Source organism: Streptomyces sp. NPDC017676, assembly GCF_044329325.1.
Taxonomy (GTDB): domain Bacteria; phylum Actinomycetota; class Actinomycetes; order Streptomycetales; family Streptomycetaceae; genus Streptomyces.
Genome location: NZ_JBIRJA010000003.1, coordinates 410,132 through 427,848, shown reverse-complemented (window position 1 = coordinate 427,848; position 17,717 = coordinate 410,132). Strand labels below are relative to the sequence as shown.

At 70.8% G+C, this 17,717-nt stretch carries 18 protein-coding genes and 1 tRNA gene; 11 read left to right on the top strand and 8 right to left on the bottom strand.

Annotated elements, in window-relative coordinates; genetic code table 11:
• Window positions 1-28: 28 nt before the first annotated feature.
• The 3 genes from ACH4LD_RS09570 to phoU form a co-directional block, all read right to left on the bottom strand.
• A complete protein-coding gene (locus ACH4LD_RS09570; protein WP_103809713.1) occupies window positions 29-277 on the bottom strand; it encodes an SCO4226 family nickel-binding protein in 249 nt (82 codons plus the stop codon).
• A 130-nt stretch (window positions 278-407) separates the two neighbouring features.
• Complete coding sequence (locus ACH4LD_RS09565; RefSeq protein WP_165951611.1) at window positions 408-563, bottom strand: hypothetical protein; 156 nt, start codon at window positions 561-563, stop codon at window positions 408-410.
• A gap of 158 nt (window positions 564-721) precedes the next feature.
• Window positions 722-1,411, bottom strand: a complete 690-nt coding sequence (gene phoU, locus ACH4LD_RS09560) for a phosphate signaling complex protein PhoU (RefSeq protein WP_103809714.1) — start codon at window positions 1,409-1,411, stop codon at window positions 722-724.
• A 180-nt stretch (window positions 1,412-1,591) separates the two neighbouring features.
• On the opposite strand from phoU, the gene ACH4LD_RS09555 reads away from it, so the two are divergent.
• Both ACH4LD_RS09555 and ACH4LD_RS09550 read left to right on the top strand, forming a co-directional pair.
• A complete protein-coding gene (locus tag ACH4LD_RS09555; protein ID WP_132785434.1) occupies window positions 1,592-2,842 on the top strand; it encodes an ATP-binding protein in 1,251 nt (416 codons plus the stop codon).
• The gene (locus tag ACH4LD_RS09550) at window positions 2,839-3,519 is read left to right on the top strand and encodes a response regulator transcription factor (protein ID WP_014673455.1); all 681 of its coding nucleotides are present in this window, start codon (window positions 2,839-2,841) and stop codon (window positions 3,517-3,519) included. The genes ACH4LD_RS09555 and ACH4LD_RS09550 overlap by 4 nt, the downstream gene beginning before the upstream one ends.
• A gap of 121 nt (window positions 3,520-3,640) precedes the next feature.
• Here the strand turns inward: ACH4LD_RS09550 and ACH4LD_RS09545 are convergent, their stop codons facing one another.
• A complete protein-coding gene (locus tag ACH4LD_RS09545) occupies window positions 3,641-4,324 on the bottom strand; it encodes a DUF461 domain-containing protein (protein ID WP_132785433.1) in 684 nt (227 codons plus the stop codon).
• Between the two features lie 627 nt (window positions 4,325-4,951).
• On the opposite strand from ACH4LD_RS09545, the gene ACH4LD_RS09540 reads away from it, so the two are divergent.
• The 7 genes from ACH4LD_RS09540 (at window position 4,952) to ACH4LD_RS09510 (ending at window position 11,900) form a co-directional block, all read left to right on the top strand.
• Window positions 4,952-5,434 (top strand): CarD family transcriptional regulator, encoded by a 483-nt coding sequence (locus tag ACH4LD_RS09540; RefSeq protein WP_003953493.1) that lies wholly within the window; start codon window positions 4,952-4,954, stop codon window positions 5,432-5,434.
• A 340-nt stretch (window positions 5,435-5,774) separates the two neighbouring features.
• Window positions 5,775-6,527 carry a 2-C-methyl-D-erythritol 4-phosphate cytidylyltransferase gene (gene ispD, locus ACH4LD_RS09535; protein WP_103809717.1) on the top strand — a complete coding sequence of 251 codons (753 nt, stop codon included), beginning with the start codon at window positions 5,775-5,777 and terminating at the stop codon, window positions 6,525-6,527.
• Window positions 6,517-7,014, top strand: coding sequence for a 2-C-methyl-D-erythritol 2,4-cyclodiphosphate synthase (gene ispF / locus ACH4LD_RS09530; protein ID WP_030989328.1), 498 nt, complete (start codon window positions 6,517-6,519; stop codon window positions 7,012-7,014). The genes ispD and ispF overlap by 11 nt, the downstream gene beginning before the upstream one ends.
• 56 nt (window positions 7,015-7,070) lie before the next feature.
• Complete coding sequence (locus ACH4LD_RS09525; protein WP_103809719.1) at window positions 7,071-7,475, top strand: PPOX class F420-dependent oxidoreductase; 405 nt, start codon at window positions 7,071-7,073, stop codon at window positions 7,473-7,475.
• Between the two features lie 164 nt (window positions 7,476-7,639).
• Window positions 7,640-9,043: a cysteine--tRNA ligase gene (cysS, locus tag ACH4LD_RS09520; RefSeq protein ID WP_398055595.1), complete on the top strand. Its 1,404-nt coding sequence runs from the start codon at window positions 7,640-7,642 to the stop codon at window positions 9,041-9,043.
• A gap of 88 nt (window positions 9,044-9,131) precedes the next feature.
• Entirely contained in the window at window positions 9,132-10,073 is a 942-nt protein-coding gene (gene rlmB, locus ACH4LD_RS09515; RefSeq protein ID WP_132785431.1) for a 23S rRNA (guanosine(2251)-2'-O)-methyltransferase RlmB, read from the top strand.
• Window positions 10,074-10,223: 150 nt separating this feature from the next.
• On the top strand, window positions 10,224-11,900 hold the full coding sequence (locus tag ACH4LD_RS09510; RefSeq protein WP_398055594.1) for a DoxX family membrane protein: 1,677 nt from the start codon (window positions 10,224-10,226) through the stop codon (window positions 11,898-11,900).
• A gap of 100 nt (window positions 11,901-12,000) precedes the next feature.
• On the opposite strand, the gene ACH4LD_RS09505 is transcribed toward ACH4LD_RS09510, so the two are convergent.
• The 3 genes from ACH4LD_RS09505 to msiK form a co-directional block, all read right to left on the bottom strand.
• Window positions 12,001-12,732 (bottom strand): nucleotidyltransferase family protein, encoded by a 732-nt coding sequence (locus ACH4LD_RS09505; protein ID WP_132785430.1) that lies wholly within the window; start codon window positions 12,730-12,732, stop codon window positions 12,001-12,003.
• 101 nt (window positions 12,733-12,833) lie between these two features.
• The gene (locus ACH4LD_RS09500; protein ID WP_132785429.1) at window positions 12,834-13,295 is read right to left on the bottom strand and encodes a hypothetical protein; all 462 of its coding nucleotides are present in this window, start codon (window positions 13,293-13,295) and stop codon (window positions 12,834-12,836) included.
• A 194-nt stretch (window positions 13,296-13,489) separates the two neighbouring features.
• Window positions 13,490-14,626, bottom strand: a complete 1,137-nt coding sequence (gene msiK, locus ACH4LD_RS09495) for a diacetylchitobiose ABC transporter ATP-binding protein MsiK (protein WP_030643119.1) — start codon at window positions 14,624-14,626, stop codon at window positions 13,490-13,492.
• Between the two features lie 207 nt (window positions 14,627-14,833).
• Between msiK and ACH4LD_RS09490 the strand changes: the two genes are divergently transcribed.
• Window positions 14,834-14,907 (top strand) — tRNA-Thr (locus ACH4LD_RS09490).
• A 388-nt stretch (window positions 14,908-15,295) separates the two neighbouring features.
• Here ACH4LD_RS09490 and ACH4LD_RS09485 read toward each other — a convergent pair.
• Complete coding sequence (locus tag ACH4LD_RS09485; RefSeq protein ID WP_398055593.1) at window positions 15,296-15,457, bottom strand: hypothetical protein; 162 nt, start codon at window positions 15,455-15,457, stop codon at window positions 15,296-15,298.
• Between the two features lie 629 nt (window positions 15,458-16,086).
• On the opposite strand from ACH4LD_RS09485, the gene ACH4LD_RS09480 reads away from it, so the two are divergent.
• Window positions 16,087-17,520, top strand: a complete 1,434-nt coding sequence (locus tag ACH4LD_RS09480) for an ice-binding family protein (RefSeq protein ID WP_398055592.1) — start codon at window positions 16,087-16,089, stop codon at window positions 17,518-17,520.
• The last annotated feature ends 197 nt before the right edge of the window (window positions 17,521-17,717 follow it).

The window sequence follows — 17,717 nt, the reverse complement described above, 5'->3', positions numbered from 1 at the left end:
CGCCTGCTGACGCGGAACGGCGCCGCCCTCACACCTCCAGCGGTACCGGATGCACCTCGTCCGCCCGGTGGCCGGCACGCTCGTGGACGCGCTGGACGGCCTCCGCCGAGGGTGCCTCGGAGAGGCAGTAGACGATGCCGGACTCCGGGTCCGCCCAGGCGTGCTGGAAGTGCACGGACTCGTCCGCCTCGATGGCGAGGTCGGCCCGGTGCGCCTCCATCAACTGGTCGGCCGTGATGCCCTCCATGCCACGGTGCACGTCGATGAACTTGGCCATGGCCCGCCACCTCCTGTCGCCGGTCGTCCTTCCCACCCGCACCTTCCATGCTGCGCCCGAGGGGAGGGAGGGGCATCCGGTACGACGAGGGCCGGTGTGAACAACGCTCACACCGGCCCGGACGTGCCGTTCAGCCGCACTGGCAGGGGTTGCCCGACTGGCACCCGCAGCCGCAGCCGGAGCCGCAGCCGCACGCGCCGAACAGCGGAAGGGTCCTGATCTCGGCGGGCTGCCCGCTCTCGCGCTCCTGCGTCGGGTCGGGCGTGGTGCTGGGGGATTCGGCCATGGGTCCCTCCTAGACCTGGGGCAGGGTGCCCTCGCCCATTTCATGCCCGCCGCGCCGGGCGCATCAACGGCGCACGGAGGCGTTCGCGGACCCCGGCCACCCCGGCACGGACGGGGCCACGCCCCCGGCACGGATCACGCCCCCCGGCACGGAGGGTGTCACGCCCCCTCGGTGCCCGTCACCGGCTGGATGTCCGGCTGCAGCTCGTCCGCGTGCTCACCGGTCACCAGGTAGACCACGCGCTTGGCGACGGCCACGGCGTGGTCGGCGTACCGCTCGTAGTAGCGGCCCAGCAGGGTGACGTCCACGGCCGTCTCGATGCCGTGCTTCCAGCGCTCGTCGATCAGGTGCTGGAAGAGCGTGCGGTGCAGCAGGTCCATCTCGTCGTCGTCCTGCTCCAGCTGGAGGGCGAGGTCGACGTCCTTGGTCACGAGCACTTCGGCCGCCTTGGCCATCAGGCGCTGCGCGAGCTGGCCCATTTCCAGGATGGTGGCGTGCAGGTCGTACGGAACGGCCCGGTCCGGGAAGCGCAGCCGCGCCAGCTTCGCCACGTGCTGGGCGAGGTCGCCGGAGCGCTCCAGGTCGGCGGACATCCGCAGCGACGTGACGACGATCCGCAGGTCCGTCGCCACCGGCTGCTGCCGGGCCAGCAGGGCTATCGCCCGGGCCTCCAGGTCGTGCTGGAGTTCGTCGACCTTCTTGTCGGCCTCGATCACGCTCTCGGCCAGCTTGAGGTCGGAGTCGAGGATGGCGGTCGTGGCGCGCCCGATCGCCGATCCGACCAGCCGGGCCATCTCCACCAGTCCGTCGCCGATCGAGTCCAGTTCCTCGTGGTACGCGTCCCGCATCAGGGTTCCCTCTCATCGGTGTGCTTGGTCCCCACGCTCCCACGTTGTGCCCCGCACCCGTCCGTTTCCGCCACCCCAAATGAACCAATACTGGCTGCAAGGTGAACTCTGGGCGACGAGTGTTCGAGGTCGCACCGTGACGGCTGTGGTCATGTCGTACCCCGTGCCTAACCTGGAGGCATGGACGTGAACGCGGCGGTCGCCGCAGCGGCAGCGATCGCCGGGGTGCTCACCGGTGTCATCGCCATGCTGGCGTTCCGCTGGAGCGAACGCGACCAGAAGCGACCGACCAGGACTTCCTTGCACACTGATCCCGTACTCCCGCCCGGCGTGGACACCGTACTGTCCGTGCTCCGCTCCTCCGCCGTCGTCCTCGACGAGGCCGACGCCGTGGTCAAGGCCAGCTCCGCCGCCTACGCCCTCGGGCTGGTCCGCGGCGGCAAGCTCTCCGTGGAGCCCATGCTCCAGATGGCCCGGGACACCCGACGGGACGGGGAGATAAGACAGGTCGAGCTGGACCTGCCCCGGCGCGGCACCGGACGCGGCGAGGCCCTCGCCGTCTCCGCGCGCGTGGCCCCGCTCGGCTCCCGCCTGGTCCTGCTGCTGGTCGAGGACCTGACGGAGGCCCGCCGGATCGAGGCGGTTCGCCGCGACTTCGTGGCGAACGTCAGCCATGAGCTGAAGACGCCCGTCGGCGCGCTGTCCCTGCTCTCCGAGGCCGTGATGGACGCCTCCGACGACCCCGAGGCCGTGCAGCGCTTCGCCGGCCGGATGCAGATCGAGGCGACCCGCCTGACCAACCTGGTGCAGGAGCTGATCGACCTCTCCCGGGTGCAGAACGACGACCCGCTGGAGGACGCCGAGCCCGTCCGGGTGGACGAGCTGGTCGCCGAGGCCATGGACCGCTGCCGCCACCAGGCGGGCACGAAGCAGATCACGATGGCCGCCGGGGGCACCGCCGACCTGCATGTCTGGGGGAACCGGGGCCAGCTCGCCGCCGCCCTGGGCAACCTGGTCGAGAACGCGGTCAACTACTCCCCGGCCCGCACCCGCGTCGGCATAGCCGCACGCCGGATCAACGCGCCGGGCGGCGACATGATCGAGCTGGCGGTGACCGACCAGGGCATCGGCATCTCGGACAAGGACAAGGAGCGCATCTTCGAGCGCTTCTACCGTGTCGACCCGGCCCGCTCCCGGGCCACCGGCGGCACCGGTCTGGGTCTCGCCATCGTCAAGCACGTGGTCGCCTCGCACGGCGGGGAGGTCACGGTCTGGAGCGCCGAAGGCCAGGGCTCCACCTTCACTCTCAGGCTGCCGGAGGCGGGCGCGGCCCGCGACCGCGCACTGCAGCACCCCGACCTCGACGACGAGGCCGGACCCACCGATCCACCCCCGTACGCATCGCTTCCCGCCCCGGAGGTCCTTCCGTGACCCGTGTGCTCGTCGTCGAGGACGAGGAGTCCTTCTCCGACGCCCTGTCGTACATGCTCCGCAAGGAGGGCTTCGAGGTCGCCGTCGCGGCGACCGGCCCTGACGGCCTGGACGAGTTCGAGCGCAACGGCGCCGACCTGGTCCTCCTCGACCTGATGCTGCCGGGCCTGCCCGGCACCGAGGTCTGCCGTCAGCTGCGCGGCCGTTCCAACGTCCCCGTGATCATGGTGACCGCCAAGGACAGCGAGATCGACAAGGTTGTCGGGCTGGAAATAGGAGCGGACGACTACGTCACCAAGCCGTTCTCCTCCCGTGAGCTGGTCGCCCGCATCCGCGCGGTGCTGCGCCGGCGCGGCGAGCCGGAGGAGGTGACCCCGGCCGCGCTGGAGGCGGGGCCGGTCCGCATGGACGTCGACCGCCACGTGGTCACCGTCGGCGGCTCCAAGGTCGACCTCCCGCTCAAGGAGTTCGACCTCCTGGAGATGCTGCTGCGCAACGCGGGCCGCGTGCTCACCCGCATGCAGCTCATCGACCGCGTGTGGGGCGCCGACTACGTGGGCGACACCAAGACCCTCGACGTCCACGTCAAGCGCCTGCGCGCCAAGATCGAACCGGACCCGGGCGCGCCGCGGTACCTGGTGACGGTGCGGGGTCTGGGCTACAAGTTCGAGCCGTAAACCGTAAGCGCTCGTGGACCGGTGAGCGCTCGTGGACTTGTGAGCGTTCGTACCGGTGAGCGCTCGTACGTATGCCGAAGGGCGGCACCCGCGCGGGTGCCGCCCTTCGGCATACGTACGGTCAGTGGCCGGCGGCCGACGCCGACGCCGAGTCGTGCGGGGTGACGGCCGCGCCGGAAGCGGTGGCCGACGGGCTCGTCCCGTGGCCGCTCTCCGGCTTGCCGCTGCCGGACGCGCTCGCGCTGCCGGACGGGGTGGCCGTGGCGCCACCGGCGCCGGCCGGGGCCGACGGGACCTGGCTCGGGCCCCACTTGTCGAAGTAGCTGGTGGCCGGGACGACGAAGGCCCGCAGGCTCACCTTGCCGGTCTTGCTGAAGGTGAAGGTGATCTTCTGGGCGTTGCCGTCCTGGACGGCCTCACGGCCGCTGGGCAGCGTCGCGGACGCGTTGTCCTTGCCGCCGAGGATCAGCGAGCCGTGCGCGGGAACGGTCAGGCTCTGGCCCTTGGCGGGCTTCAGCTCGGCGGACGTCCCGCTGCCGTCCAGGGTGATCGACTGGAGGGTCTGGTCGGTGCTCCCGGAGTTGAACAGGGTCGCGGAGATCACCGCGGGGCCCGTCGACTGGAGGTCGGGCTGGGTGATGACCAGCGCATTCTGAATCTTGATGTCGCCCACGCTGGTCGCCGCGTTGTCCGGCTTGATCTCCAGGGTCTGGGCGTTGTTTCCGGCGCCGCAGGCGGCGAGCGAGGCGATCGAGAAGACGATGGCGGAGGCGGCGAGGGCGCCGCGTCGAAGGCTGCTGCTCACGGCGGCGGCAACTCCTTGAACGCGCGGGCGGCTCCCCTTGTAAAGCCGCCCTAAGTGTCTGTCAGCGGCTTCAGGCTACCGAGCCGTTCCCACGGCGTCGCACCCGACCCTCCCCCTGACCCCGGGCTTCCCTCCGGCTGGGGGTACTCCGGGCGGCGCACCTGACTCCGCGGTCACATTGCGGCAGCCGCTGGTCTGTCATTCACATAACGGGACCGTGACCCCCTCTCGGCCCCTCACAACGACGCTCGCGAAATTTCCGTGGAGGAATGCGCGAGCCTCCCCGATATTGATCACGCAGCACCCCTCCGGCAGCCGTTGATCAATTTTGGATTCGTCTCGCATCCGGCCATGGGTACCGAACGGAGTAGCGGAAGTCGCACGCTTGAGACCGGACAAACCGGGATGTTCCGCCACTTGGAACGGCCTCCCGGGGCGTGTGACGTACGTGTTTCACCCCGCCCGGAGAGCCCCTCCGACCTGCGAATACCCGGTTCCGGAGGCTCCCCGCAGCACGTTCCGGTTGCTGTTGTCAAGCCCTGAGATATGCCCTGACCTGCGAAAACGCCATTCAGAAGACGCCGTATCCGTGTTACCCTGGATAGCCACGGAAGGGGTACCTGTCACATGACGTTCAAGGTTGGCGACACCGTGGTCTATCCCCATCACGGGGCCGCGCTGATCGAGGCCATCGAAACTCGCCAGATCAAAGGCGTGGACAAGACCTACTTGGTGCTGAAGGTCGCCCAGGGTGACCTGACGGTGCGTGTGCCAGCGGACAATGCGGAGTTCGTCGGCGTGCGTGATGTGGTCGGTCAGGACGGGCTGGACCGGGTCTTCGAGGTGCTGCGCGCGCCGTACGCCGAGGAGCCCACGAACTGGTCCCGTCGCTACAAGGCAAACCTGGAGAAGCTCGCCTCCGGCGATGTCATCAAGGTCGCGGAAGTCGTGCGTGACCTGTGGCGTCGCGAGCGCGAGCGTGGACTGTCCGCCGGTGAGAAGCGCATGCTCGCCAAGGCCCGCCAGATCCTGGTGAGCGAGCTGGCTCTCGCGGAGAACACGAACGAGGACAAGGCCGAGGCCCTGCTCGACGAGGTGCTCGCCTCCTGACGCGCAACGGCGGCGAACCTTCGCTTCCGGCACGCTCAGCACACTGAAATGCCGCGGTGCCCGATGACACTGATCCTGTCGCCGGGCGCTGCGGCATGTTGCGTCCCCGCAGCGGGTGCTCCTCGGGAAGCCTGCGGATCAACCCCCGACACGCGATCCCCCGATAATCGATCCCCGGTCGATACGCGATCCCCCGGTACCCCACCTGCCGGTACTCGATGTGCCGGCCCGGGCGGATCGCTCGACCAGGGTCACGGAAAGGGTCCGGTCAAGGCGTCGCGCCCGGCACTCCTCCAGGCCATACCCACCTAGGTCGAGCACACAAACCTGACAGGAACCGATGTCTGACGAATCGCGCCCCACGCCCGCGCAGACCCCCGTCGCCGCCGTGATTCCCGCCGCCGGCCGGGGCGTACGGCTCGGCCCGGGCGCCCCCAAGGCGCTCCGCGCGCTGAACGGCACACCCATGCTCATCCACGCGGTCCGCGCCCTCGCCGCGTCCCGCCATGTCTCGCTGGTGGTCGTCGTGGCCCCGCCGGACGGCGCCGCCGAGGTCAAGTCCCTGCTCGACGCGCACGCGCTGCCGGAGAGGACGGACTTCCAGGTCGTCCCCGGCGGCCAGTCCCGTCAGGAGTCGGTCCGCATCGGCCTGGACGCCCTGCCGCCGCACTACCGGATCGTCCTGGTCCACGACGCGGCCCGGCCGCTCGTCCCGGTCGACACGGTGGACGCGGTCATCGAGGCCGTACGCGACGGCGCCCCCGCCGTGGTGCCCGCGCTGCCACTGGCCGACACGGTCAAGGAGGTCGCGCCCGCGGCCGTGGCCGGCGACCCGGAGCCGGTCGTCGCCACCCCCGAGCGGGCCCGGCTGCGGGCCGTCCAGACCCCACAGGGCTTCGACCGGGCGACCCTGGTCAGGGCCCACGAGAGCGTCACCGAGAACGTCACCGACGACGCGAGCATGGTGGAGCAGCTGGGGCTGCCGGTCGTGGCCGTCCCCGGCCATGAGGAGGCCTTCAAGGTCACCCGCCCCCTCGACCTGATCCTGGCCGAGGCGGTCCTGGCGCGCAGGAGGCTGACCGATGGCTTCTGAGGCCGGCTTCGTGCTCCCCCAGGTCGGCATCGGCACCGACATCCACGCTTTCGAGGAGGGCCGCGAGCTGTGGTGCGCGGGCCTGAAGTGGGAGGGGGAGGGGCCCGGTCTGGCCGGCCACTCCGACGCCGACGTCGTCGCCCACGCGGCCTGCAACGCCCTCTTCTCCGCCGCCGGGCTCGGTGACCTGGGCCAGCACTTCGGCACCGGCCGCCCCGAGTGGTCCGGCGCGTCCGGGGTCACCCTGCTCACCGAGGCCGCCCGGATCGTGCGCGCGGCGGGCTTCACCATCGGCAACGTCGCCGTCCAGGTGATCGGACCCCGGCCGAAGATCGGCAAGCGGCGCGACGAGGCGCAGAAGATCCTCTCCGAGGCGGCCGGCGCGCCCGTGTCGGTCTCCGGCGCCACGACCGACGGGCTCGGCTTCCCCGGCCGCGAGGAGGGGTTGATGGCGGTGGCCACGGCCCTCGTGGTGCGCGTGAGCTGACGGCGTGGCAGGGTACCCACACGTCCACCAGTGATCGTGTACTCCGGAGGGTGCCCATGTCCGCCGTACTGTCCGACCGCCTGAAGTCCGTGCTCGACGGCAAGGTGTTCGTCGTCGTCGGCACCGTCCAGCCCGACGGCAGCCCGCAGATGTCCCCGGTCTGGGTGAAGCGCGACGGCGACGACCTCCTGATCTCCACCACGGTCGACCGCCGCAAGTACCACAACCTGGAGCGCGAGCCCCGGGTGTCGGTCGTCGTCGTGAACCCCGACGAGCCGTACGAGTACGCCGAGATCCGCGGCACCGTCGAGACCACGACCGAGGGCGGCCAGGAACTCATCGACGAACTCAGCCGCAAGTACACCGGCAAGGACTACGCGGACTTCAACCCGGCGTCGGGCCAGGACGCGGAGCGGGTGGTCGTGCGGATCCGGCCGCGGAAGGTCGTGGGCCGTTTGTGACGGCGGCCCGGGCCGGCCGGGGCCGGTGAGGAGTGCACCGGCTGCGGAGGGTCGTGGGGTGGTTGTGGCGGCGGCGGGGCCTGGCCCGGGGCGGGTCCGGGTGGTGACGCGGCTTCCTGGTGGGAAGGCGCATGGCACTGCCCGGCGCCCACTACTCTGGAGTGGTGACTATTCGCCTGTACGACACCAGCGCCCGGCAGATCCGTGACTTCACCCCGCTCAAGCCGGGCTGTGTCTCGATCTACCTCTGTGGCGCCACCGTGCAGGCGGCACCCCACATCGGCCACATCCGCTCGGGCCTGAACTTCGACATCATGCGCCGCTGGTTCGCGTACCGCGGCTACGAGGTGACGTTCATCCGCAACGTCACCGACATCGACGACAAGATCATCACCAAGAGCCGCGAGCAGAACCGGCCCTGGTGGTCGATCGGGTACGAGAACGAGCGCGCGTTCAACGAGGGCTACACCGCCCTCGGCTGCCTCCCGCCGACCTACGAGCCCCGCGCCACCGGCCACATCACCGAGATGGTCGAGATGATGCGGGGCCTCATCGAGCGCGGGCACGCCTACGAGGCCGACGGCAACGTCTACTTCGACGTACGGTCCTTCCCGCAGTACCTGGAGCTGTCCCGGCAGGAGCTGGACAACCTGCTCCAGCCGTCCGCCGAGGGCGAGACCGGCAAGCGGGACCCGCGCGACTTCGCCATGTGGAAGGCGGCGAAGCCGGGCGAGCCGACCTGGCCGACCCCCTGGGGACCGGGCCGCCCCGGCTGGCACCTGGAGTGCTCGGCGATGGCGCACAAGTACCTGGGCAGCGCCTTCGACATCCACGGCGGCGGCCTCGACCTGATCTTCCCGCACCACGAGAACGAGATCGCCCAGGCCAAGGCCTACGGCGACGACTTCGCCCGGTACTGGGTGCACAACGCCTGGGTGACCATGGCCGGCGACAAGATGTCCAAGTCGCTAGGCAACAGCGTCCTGGTCAGTGAGATGGTCAAGCAGTGGCGGCCCGTCGTGCTGCGCTACTACCTGGGCACCCCGCACTACCGCTCGATGATCGAGTACAGCGAGGAGTCCCTGCGCGAGGCCGAGTCCGCGTTCGCGCGGATCGAGGGCTTCGTGCAGCGGGTCACCGAGCTGGCCGGGAAGACGGTCGAGCCGGCCGCCGAGGTCCCGCCCGCCTTCGCCGAGGCGATGGACGACGACCTGGGCGTCCCGCAGGCCCTCGCCGTCGTGCACACCACCGTCCGGCAGGGCAACAGCGCGCTGGCCGCCGACGACAAGGAGGCCGCCGTCGCCCGGCTCGCCGAGGTGCGGGCCATGCTCGGCGTCCTCGGCCTCGACCCGCTCGACCCGCACTGGGCCGGCGACGGCGGCGACCGGGGCGAGGACCTGAACGGCGTGGTCGACAGCCTCGTGCGCCTCGTCCTCGACCAGCGCGAGTCCGCCCGCGCCCGCAAGGACTGGGCCACCGCCGACGCCATCCGCGACCAGCTCGGCCAGGCCGGGCTGGCCATCGAGGACAGCCCGCAGGGCCCGCGCTGGAGCCTCGGCCCGCGCTAGCCCCCGCTTGATCGATTGTGCCGCCCGGCCCCCCGGGCGGCACACTGCATAAGACGTACGTACGAAAGCTCACGAAGACAGGTAGGTCATGGCCGCGAACAACCGTCGCATGTCCGGCAAGAAGGGCGCGCAGGTCGGCAGTGGCGGCCAGCGGCGCCGGGGCCTGGAGGGCAAGGGCCCGACCCCGCCCGCCGAGATGCGCAAGGGGCACGCCAAGCAGCGCGCCGCCGCGGCCAAGGCCCGCCGCGCGCAGGGCCGCACGCCGCAGCGCCGGGGTGGCGGCAGGTCCACCTCCGAGCTGGTGGTGGGCCGCAACCCGGTGGTCGAGGCGCTCCGCGAGGGCGTCCCGGCCTCCACCCTCTACGTCCAGCAGTTCATCGACAACGACGAGCGCGTCCGCGAGGCCCTCCAGCTCGCCGCCGAGCGCGGTGGCATCAACCTCATGGAGGCCCCGCGTCCCGAGCTGGACCGCATGACGAACGGCCTCAACCACCAGGGCCTGGTCCTCCAGGTCCCGCCGTACGAGTACGCGCACCCGGAGGACCTGCTGGACGCCGCCGCCGAGGAGGGCGAGGACCCGCTGGTCGTGGCCCTGGACGGGGTCACCGACCCGCGCAACCTCGGCGCCGTCGTCCGTTCCGTCTCCGCCTTCGGCGGCCACGGCGTGGTCGTGCCCGAGCGCCGCTCGGCCGGTATGACCGCCGGCGCCTGGAAGACCTCCGCCGGTACGGCCGCCCGTACGCCGGTCGCCCGCGCCACCAACCTCACCCGGACCCTGGAGGCCTACAAGAAGGCCGGCCTCACGGTGGTCGGCCTGGCGGCGGACGGCGAGGTCGAACTCGGTGACCTGGAGGCCCTTCAGGGCCCGGTCGCCATCGTGGTCGGCAGCGAGGGCAAGGGCCTGTCCCGCCTGGTCGGCGAGACCTGCGACTTCCGTGTCCGCATCCCGATGCCGGGCGGCGCCGAGTCGCTCAACGCGGGTGTGGCGGCCGGGATCGTGCTGTACGAGGCCGCACGCCGACGGAGCTGAACACTCGTCCGGGCGGGCCTGAACACCCGTCCGGAAGTTCCCCCTCGCGGGGGAATTCTGGCGGCCATATGGCGCTCGGGGCCGCTTTGACGGGGTCCGGACACATCCGGGCGGTCAAAGCAGTGTCCTAACGCCACGTCACTCGGTTAGATGAGTGTGGACACCAGAACACCCCGCACACCCACGGGGGACCGTTCGTCGGGATTCGACGACGCTCCCGCGCTGAGCATGGTGAAGGTGCCGAGCGATCCGGCGCAGGTCATCGTCAATCACGCCAGCTTCCGCGTGCAGCTGGGCGCGGCGGCCCGGCGCACCCAATCCCCGCGGATCGCCCGGCATCTGAGCGCCGCCCAGGACACCGCCCGGATGCCCGTCGTGGGCACGGCGGGCCGGGCCGGCGCCACCGGCCGCCGCCGCCCCGTCGTGTGGAGCGGCAAGTCCGCCCCCGACGACACCGGCGCCCACCGGCTCCTCCAGGCCGTGCGGGGCAGCAGCGTCCGCCACGCCGACGAGCCCGAGGCCGGCGCCACCCAGGTCATCCCGCGCGTCCAGACGGGTTACGCCGACACCTACGACGAACGCGACCTGACCGTCGAGACCCCCGTCGTCGGCCACCAGCGCACCGCTCCCGACGCGGGCGGCACCCGCCTCCTGCCGCACATGCGCACGGTCACCGGCGCCTACGACGACCCCGCCCACCCCGACGACCACGAGCCGTACGACACCTACCCGGCCGACGCCGACACCGGTCCCGACGCCGACGCCCCGCGCCGCGGCAAGCGCCAGGGCGACGACCCGGCCCGGCACGCCTACTACCCCGGCCGCAGGCTCAACCTCGGCGTCGTCCTCCTCCCGCTGCGCATCTTCCTCGGCTTCATCTCCATCTACGCCGGCATGGGCAAGCTGTGCGACCCCGTCTACTTCGACGGCGGCAAGCGCGGCTCCATGGTCACGTGGCTCAACACGCTGCACCCCTGGGACGTCGCCGAGCCGCTGCGCCAGTTCGCCCTGCACCACCCGGTCGGCTCCGGCCTGGTCATCGCCTTCCTCCAGGTCGTCGTCGGCGTCCTGACGATCCTGGGCTGCTGGCAGCGCGTCGCCGCGGTCGTCGGCGTGATGCTCTCCGCCGCCCTGATCGTCACCGTGAGCTGGAAGACCGTCCCGGTCTACGACGCCCCGGACATCATCTACCTCGCCGCCTGGTCCCCGCTGATCATCGCCGGCGCTCCCGTCTACTCCGTGGACGGCCGTCTCGCGGGCGGTGCCTGGCGCCGCCTCGGCCCCCGTGCCGACATCTGGGAGCTGCGCCGCTACGTCCTGCGCCGCGGCGCGCTGATCACGGCCGTGACGGTCGGTCTGACCCTGTTCATCGGCTCCCTGCTGGGCGGTGCGGTCCGCGACTCCAGCCGCGTGGTCGTCCCCGGCCCCGGCGAGGCTCCCCGCAACCAGCTCCCCGGCTCCCCGCTCCCGCAGGAGCCCGGCACACGGCACAAGAAGACTCCGGCGGCGTCCAGCTCCCCGACGGACGGTGCCACGGCCGGCGCGAGCCCCTCGGGGACGGCGACGACCCCGGGCACGAGCCGGGCCACCTCCGGCGGCACCACCACGGCCCCGGCCCAGACCCAGGGCACCACGGGCCAGGTCCCGCCCCGCCGGACGTCCCCGACGACGGGCGGTGCCCCCAGCACGACGGCGGGCCCGACGAGCACGGGCGGCGGCGGCACGAGCACCGGTGGCTCCACGACGACGGGCGGCGGCACCTCCTCGGGCGGCGGCAGCACGTCCACGGGCGGCCAGCCGGGCCTGGTGGGCGGCCTGCTGGGCTGACGGAACGCAACAGGAGAGGGCCCCGTACCGGGAGAGGTACGGGGCCCTTCTCGATCTCGGGGACTGGGGGCCGGTGGCCGCGCAGGGGCCCGCGGAGCTGTCAGCGACCGAGCGCCGCCAGTTCCTTGGCCGCCTCCGTCAGGTCCTTCGCGGTGTCGATGGCCCGCCAGTACGCCCCCTGCGGAATGGGGAACCCGGCCAGCTTCTTCTCCCGGGCCAGCCGGGGGAACGTGGTCCGCTCGTGGTCCCCGCGCTCGGGCAGCAGGGAGGCGAACTCGGGCGAGAACACATAGACACCCGCGTTGATCTCGAAGGTCGACGGCGGTGCCTCGATGAAGTCGGTGATGTGCCCGAAGCCGTCGGTCTTCACCGCCCCCCACGGGATCCGCGGCCGGGCGAGCGCCAGCGTGGCCACGGCGTCCCGCTCGGTGTGGAAGTCGGCCATGTCCCGCAGGGAGAACCGCGTCCAGATGTCACCGTTCGTGGCGTACCAGGGCCGGTCGGGGTGGGGCAGACGGGCCGCGGCGTACCGCAGGCCGCCGCCGCGGCCGAGGGGCTCGCTCTCCACGACGGTGGTGACGGAGACGGGAAGGTCGGCCGAGTCCAACCACTTCTCCAGGACGTCGGCGAGGTGGCCGCAGGAGACCACGACGTCCGTCACACCTTCCTCGGCCAGCCAGGTCAGCTGGTGGCCGATGATCGGAGTGCCCGTGCCGGGGATCTCGACCATCGGCTTGGGCCGGTCGTCGGTGTACGGACGCAGCCGGGAGCCCTGGCCACCGGCCAGGACCACGGCTTGAGTGGGGCGCGACGCGGCGTTCGGATGGGTCATGACCGCACTGTACGTGGCGCCCCACCGCTGTCCGCCGGGGGCAACGCGCTCCTTGGGGAGCCGTTACCCGGTTCACACCGGGAGCCGGCTGCCGGCGGTGCTCAGCTGTGCGCGGCCAGGACGCCCGAGGCGAAGGCCGTGTCGCACACCGGGCGGGCGTAGGACTGGGCGCGCGGGGCGCCGTAGATGTGCACCGCGGCCCTGCCGAGGGCGCGGGCGATGGAGGAGCAGTGCCGGGCCAGCGACGGGCGGCCGTTGACGGCCTGCTGGAGGTGGGTGAGGACCACGCCCGGGTTCTTCTGCTGGAGCTCGGCCATCAGCTGGTCGCGGAGCACGTCCTGCGGGGCGCGGGTGACCTTCTTGGCGGAGACCTCCGCCGACGACACGTCGGAGGCGGCCAGCACCGAGCTGGAGGGGCTCCCCGTCCAGTTGACCCGGGTGACCGCGAGGGTCCCGGAGAGCACCAGGACGACGGGCAGGACGAGGGCGAGAGTGCGGCCGATCCGGCGGGCAGGGCCGCCCCGGTGGCCGCGTCGTGTCTGTGGGGTGGTGGAGTGCTTCACGCGTGTGAGGGTAGCGCCCAGTGATGATTTGGAGACATTCGGTCACTCTTATGGGGGATGAGAAGGCGCTGATTTCCGGGTAAGGCGTTGACGAAGCGCCCCACGACAAGATCCACGACGGGACCGGGTGACGCGACCCGACGCGAAGGGCCCCGCACGCCGAGCGCGCGGGGCCCTTCCGTTGCCGTCGGCCGTCAGTCGGACAGCCGCTCGCCGGTGGACGTGGAGAACACGTGGGTCTCGCCCGGCCGCGGCACGACGTGCAGCGTGGAGCCCTTCTCCGGCACGGAGCGGCTGCTGACGCGGACCACGAGGTCCTTCGTCTCGCCGCCGACCTCGACGGTGCCGTACACGTAGCCGTCGGCGCCGGTCTCCTCGACGACGTTCACGGACACGGCGAGGCCGGCCGGGGCGTCGGAGGCGTCCTTGGACAGGGAGGCGGCGACCGAGCCGTTGTGCTCGACCACGTCGAAGTGCTCGGGGCGCACGCCCACGGTCACCGTGCGGTCGCCCTTGTCGGCGGCGGCCTTCAGGGCGTCCCGGTTGACCGGGACGACGCTGTTGCCGAACTTCACGCCGCCGTCGGTGATCGGGACCTCGATCAGGTTCATGGCGGGGGAGCCGATGAAGCCGGCGACGAACAGGTTCGCGGGCTTGTCGTACATGTTCCGCGGCGAGTCGACCTGCTGGAGGATGCCGTCCTTGAGCACGGCCACGCGGTCGCCCATCGTCATGGCCTCGACCTGGTCGTGGGTGACGTAGACGGTGGTGATGCCGAGGCGGCGCTGGAGGGACGCGATCTGCGTACGGGTGGAGACGCGGAGCTTGGCGTCCAGGTTGGACAGCGGCTCGTCCATGAGGAAGACCTGCGGCTCGCGGACGATCGCGCGGCCCATGGCGACACGCTGGCGCTGACCGCCGGAGAGCGCCTTCGGCTTGCGGTCCAGGTACTCGGTGAGGTCGAGGATCTTCGCGGCCTCCTCGACCTTCTGCCGGATCTCCGCCTTGTTGACGCCGGCGATCTTGAGCGCGAAGCCCATGTTGTCGGCGACCGTCATGTGCGGGTAGAGGGCGTAGTTCTGGAACACCATGGCGATGTCCCGGTCCTTGGGCGGCAGGTGCGTGACGTCGCGGTCACCGATGCGGATGGCGCCGCCGTTGACGTCCTCCAGGCCCGCGAGCATCCGCAGGGAGGTGGACTTTCCGCAACCGGACGGGCCGACCAGGACGAGGAACTCGCCGTCCTCGATCGCGATGTCGAGTGCGTCGACGGCGGGCTTGGTGGAACCCGGGTAGATCCGGGTCGCCTTGTCGAACGTGACTGTGGCCATGGTGAATGGGCCCCCTTCTACCGGCAGGAACGTGCCGGACGATCCGTTGTAGGAAGGTGGTTGGTGTAGTCCACGCGAGTGAACTGGGTCAGGACGGTACCTGGCGTTCACTCGATCTGTCAGTAGCCCGACCCGTGTGAACTTCGCGGAAATTTTCGACGGGGCGGCCCCGAGACCTGGGTACACTGCACGGGCACGCAGGTGCACGCCTCCTTAGCTCAGCTGGTCAGAGCGCCGCTCTTGTAAAGCGAAGGTCGTCGGTTCGAATCCGACAGGGGGCTCTCTCCATACCGTGCTGACCTGGGGTTTCCCCGTAAAGGCGCTCTGTGCGGCCTCGGACTCGTCGTCCGGGGCCGTTCGCGCGAGCGGATGCGGCGCCATTGCCCGGCCGGGCTCCGGTTCCCCGGAATCCGGCCGCGTGTGCAGGCTGTCCGGCCGCATCTGGAAGCCGGCGATCGCGTCCACCCTGCTGCGACTCCGGCATGCGCCGGTGACGTCCTCCCGGTCGGCGACAGAACAGGGCGGCCACCAGGGGCAGGACAGGCCCTACGGGACGCACGTGGAACACTCCGCACCCGGTCCCGGTGTCCTGTGGACTGGCCGGCCACGCGTCAGGGCAGGCCTACGCATTCGGCCTGATCCGACGCCATGTCCCCGGCCTCGCCCTTCCTACTGTTGGTGCCTCAGCGCTCTCCGGATCAGCAGGAAGGCGGCGATGGCGATCAGGACAACCCCCATGAAGATCACAATTGCCCCGAAGGCGACCAGGAGCGTCCCGAGCAGGATCAAAATCGCCCCGATGGTCAGAAGGAACATCGCGAGAACCGTCACCGTCGCCTCCAGTGCCCACTCCGACTGTGACCCCTTCCGGCCCCCTGTCGCAACGTGTCCGGACAATTCCTGGAATGCGCAACCCTTGGCAGTGCCCGCCTACTGGGGTCCGGCCCCATCGCGGGTCGGGAAACCGCTCTGATCACCCACGAAGCCCTTGCTCCGCGGTCGCGCGATGCGTATCCCGCGCCGCCGGCAGCGCACCCCTGCCTGCCGCCCGGTCCCAGCAGGGAAATCGATCCATGCGACCGGAAACGACCCTGGCGGTACTGGTCCGAGGAGATGACCGGGTCGCCGACGTGGTCAGAGGGCAACGCATACCTCTCCGGGACGCCCCCGGTCGGGACGGCCGCGGATCCTGCCCCCAGGGCACTCGGGGCCGACTCGATCGAAAGCGGCCCCGGAGCGGATTCACCCGCGCATCCGGGTGAATCAGCCGGATAATCGGAAGTATGCATTACCTAATAATTGCCCCGCATTCGAGGGCTTAACGCTTGGAAATCGCGAAATTCCCTCTCCTTCTGTGGATGCCTGAAGATTCCTCCGTAATATGCGCCATCAGATCAAGGCTCCCCGGGTGTTTGGTTAGGGCCCGGTATGCCACGGCCCCCACAGAAATTGGCCTCTTGATGAAGCTGAAGATCCCCCTTACGGCTCGCCGCCGCACCTTGCCCGGCTTGCTGGCCTCGGCCCTCGCCGCGACGGTGGCCGCCGCGATGGTCGTCCTGTCGCCCACGCAGGCAGTCGCCATCGCCACGCCCGTACCGCTGGCCACCGCCGCGAGCTTCTCCGTCCTGGCGGGTGCAGGGGTCACCAACACCGGCCCCACGGTGATCGGTCACGATCTCGGGACGCACCCGAACCCGGCCATCACCGGTTTCCCGCCCGGTGAAGTACTCGGCGCGGTGCACGCCGCTGACGCGGTGGCGCTGCAGGCCAAATCCGACCTGGTCACGGCGTACAACAACGCGGCCGGCCAGGCCACGGACTTCGCGCTCGCTGCGGGAATCGGCAACGGCACCACCCTGCTCCCGGGCGTCTACACCGCTTCCTCCGGTGTCGGGCTCACCGGTGATCTGATTCTGGACGCCGGGGGAAACCCGAATTCCGTCTGGGTGTTCCAGATTCCGGAGGCCTTGACGACGGCGTCCTCCAGCCGGGTGCTCCTGACGAACGGCGCCTCGCCGTGCAACGTGTACTGGCAGATCGGTAGTTCGGCCACCCTCGGCACAAATTCCACCTTCGTCGGCACCATCATGGCTCTGACGGACATCCATGTGACCACGGGGACGAACATCGAGGGCCGGGCACTGGCTCGCAATGGCGCCGTGACGCTCGACACGAACCGGATTTTCCTCGACTCCTGCTCCACCGGTACCACGGCCGGGACGACCACCGGTACCACGGCCGGAACGACCACCGGCACCACGACCGGTACCACCACGGCCGGGACGACCACCGGTACCACGGCCGGTACCACCACGGCCGGGACGACCACCGGTACCACGGCCGGTACCACGGCCGGCACCACCACGACCGGGACGACCACCGGTACCACGGCCGGGACGACCATCGGCACCACGACCGGTACCACCACCGGCACCACGACCGGCACCACCACTGCCGGAACGACCGGTGGGACCAGCACGGGTGGACTGACGAACGGCACCATCCTCGGTGCCACCGGTGGGGGTGTGATCAGCGGCGGCCTGCTGGGCGGCCCCCTCGTCACCGGCGGTGCCGGCACCGCGGGCAACACCGCTGGTAACTCCGCGGGCAACAGCGCCGGGAACACCGCGGGCAACACCACCGGTGGCGCGTCAGGCGGACAGGGCCATGGTGGCGACTCCCACCAGGGCAAGCCGGGTGATGAGCACCCGGGCGTGCACGGCAAGCCCGGCCACGGCCATGGCGAGAAGCCGGACGTGCACAACGGCTACGGCTACGGCAGTAAGCCGAAGATCGAGGACTACATGGACTACGGGAACTCCAAGGGCCACGAGGGCTCCAAGGGCTCCGACGGGTCCGGGGTCCACGAGGGCGACAAGAGCCACGAGGACTAGGCAACGGACTGCGCGAAGTTCCTTCCTCGGATGACGGCGCGCGGCGGGACCTCGATTCCGCCGCGCGTCGCCGGCGCGAGTCCACGGAAACCCCAGGCGCCGGACAGCGACAGGTGAGAAGGCAGGGTGGACGGTGTCGAGCGGAATCGAATCAGCGGTTGTGAGGAAACGTGGGCAGTCCGGTTCCGGACCCCTCC

What these genes read in the sequence shown, in the direction of transcription:
- ispF (WP_030989328.1), top strand. Translation starts at nt 6,517, where the DNA reads ATGGCTTCTGAGGCCGGCTTCGTGCTCCCCCAGGTCGGCATCGGCACC.
- ACH4LD_RS09565 (WP_165951611.1), bottom strand. Translation starts at nt 563, where the DNA reads ATGGCCGAATCCCCCAGCACCACGCCCGACCCGACGCAGGAGCGCGAG.
- msiK (WP_030643119.1), bottom strand. Translation starts at nt 14,626, where the DNA reads ATGGCCACAGTCACGTTCGACAAGGCGACCCGGATCTACCCGGGTTCC.
- ACH4LD_RS09480 (WP_398055592.1), top strand. Translation starts at nt 16,087, where the DNA reads ATGAAGCTGAAGATCCCCCTTACGGCTCGCCGCCGCACCTTGCCCGGC.
- ACH4LD_RS09510 (WP_398055594.1), top strand. Translation starts at nt 10,224, where the DNA reads ATGAGTGTGGACACCAGAACACCCCGCACACCCACGGGGGACCGTTCG.
- phoU (WP_103809714.1), bottom strand. Translation starts at nt 1,411, where the DNA reads ATGCGGGACGCGTACCACGAGGAACTGGACTCGATCGGCGACGGACTG.
- ACH4LD_RS09540 (WP_003953493.1), top strand. Translation starts at nt 4,952, where the DNA reads ATGACGTTCAAGGTTGGCGACACCGTGGTCTATCCCCATCACGGGGCC.
- ACH4LD_RS09555 (WP_132785434.1), top strand. Translation starts at nt 1,592, where the DNA reads ATGGACGTGAACGCGGCGGTCGCCGCAGCGGCAGCGATCGCCGGGGTG.
- ispD (WP_103809717.1), top strand. Translation starts at nt 5,775, where the DNA reads ATGTCTGACGAATCGCGCCCCACGCCCGCGCAGACCCCCGTCGCCGCC.
- ACH4LD_RS09525 (WP_103809719.1), top strand. Translation starts at nt 7,071, where the DNA reads ATGTCCGCCGTACTGTCCGACCGCCTGAAGTCCGTGCTCGACGGCAAG.
- rlmB (WP_132785431.1), top strand. Translation starts at nt 9,132, where the DNA reads ATGGCCGCGAACAACCGTCGCATGTCCGGCAAGAAGGGCGCGCAGGTC.
- ACH4LD_RS09570 (WP_103809713.1), bottom strand. Translation starts at nt 277, where the DNA reads ATGGCCAAGTTCATCGACGTGCACCGTGGCATGGAGGGCATCACGGCC.
- ACH4LD_RS09505 (WP_132785430.1), bottom strand. Translation starts at nt 12,732, where the DNA reads ATGACCCATCCGAACGCCGCGTCGCGCCCCACTCAAGCCGTGGTCCTG.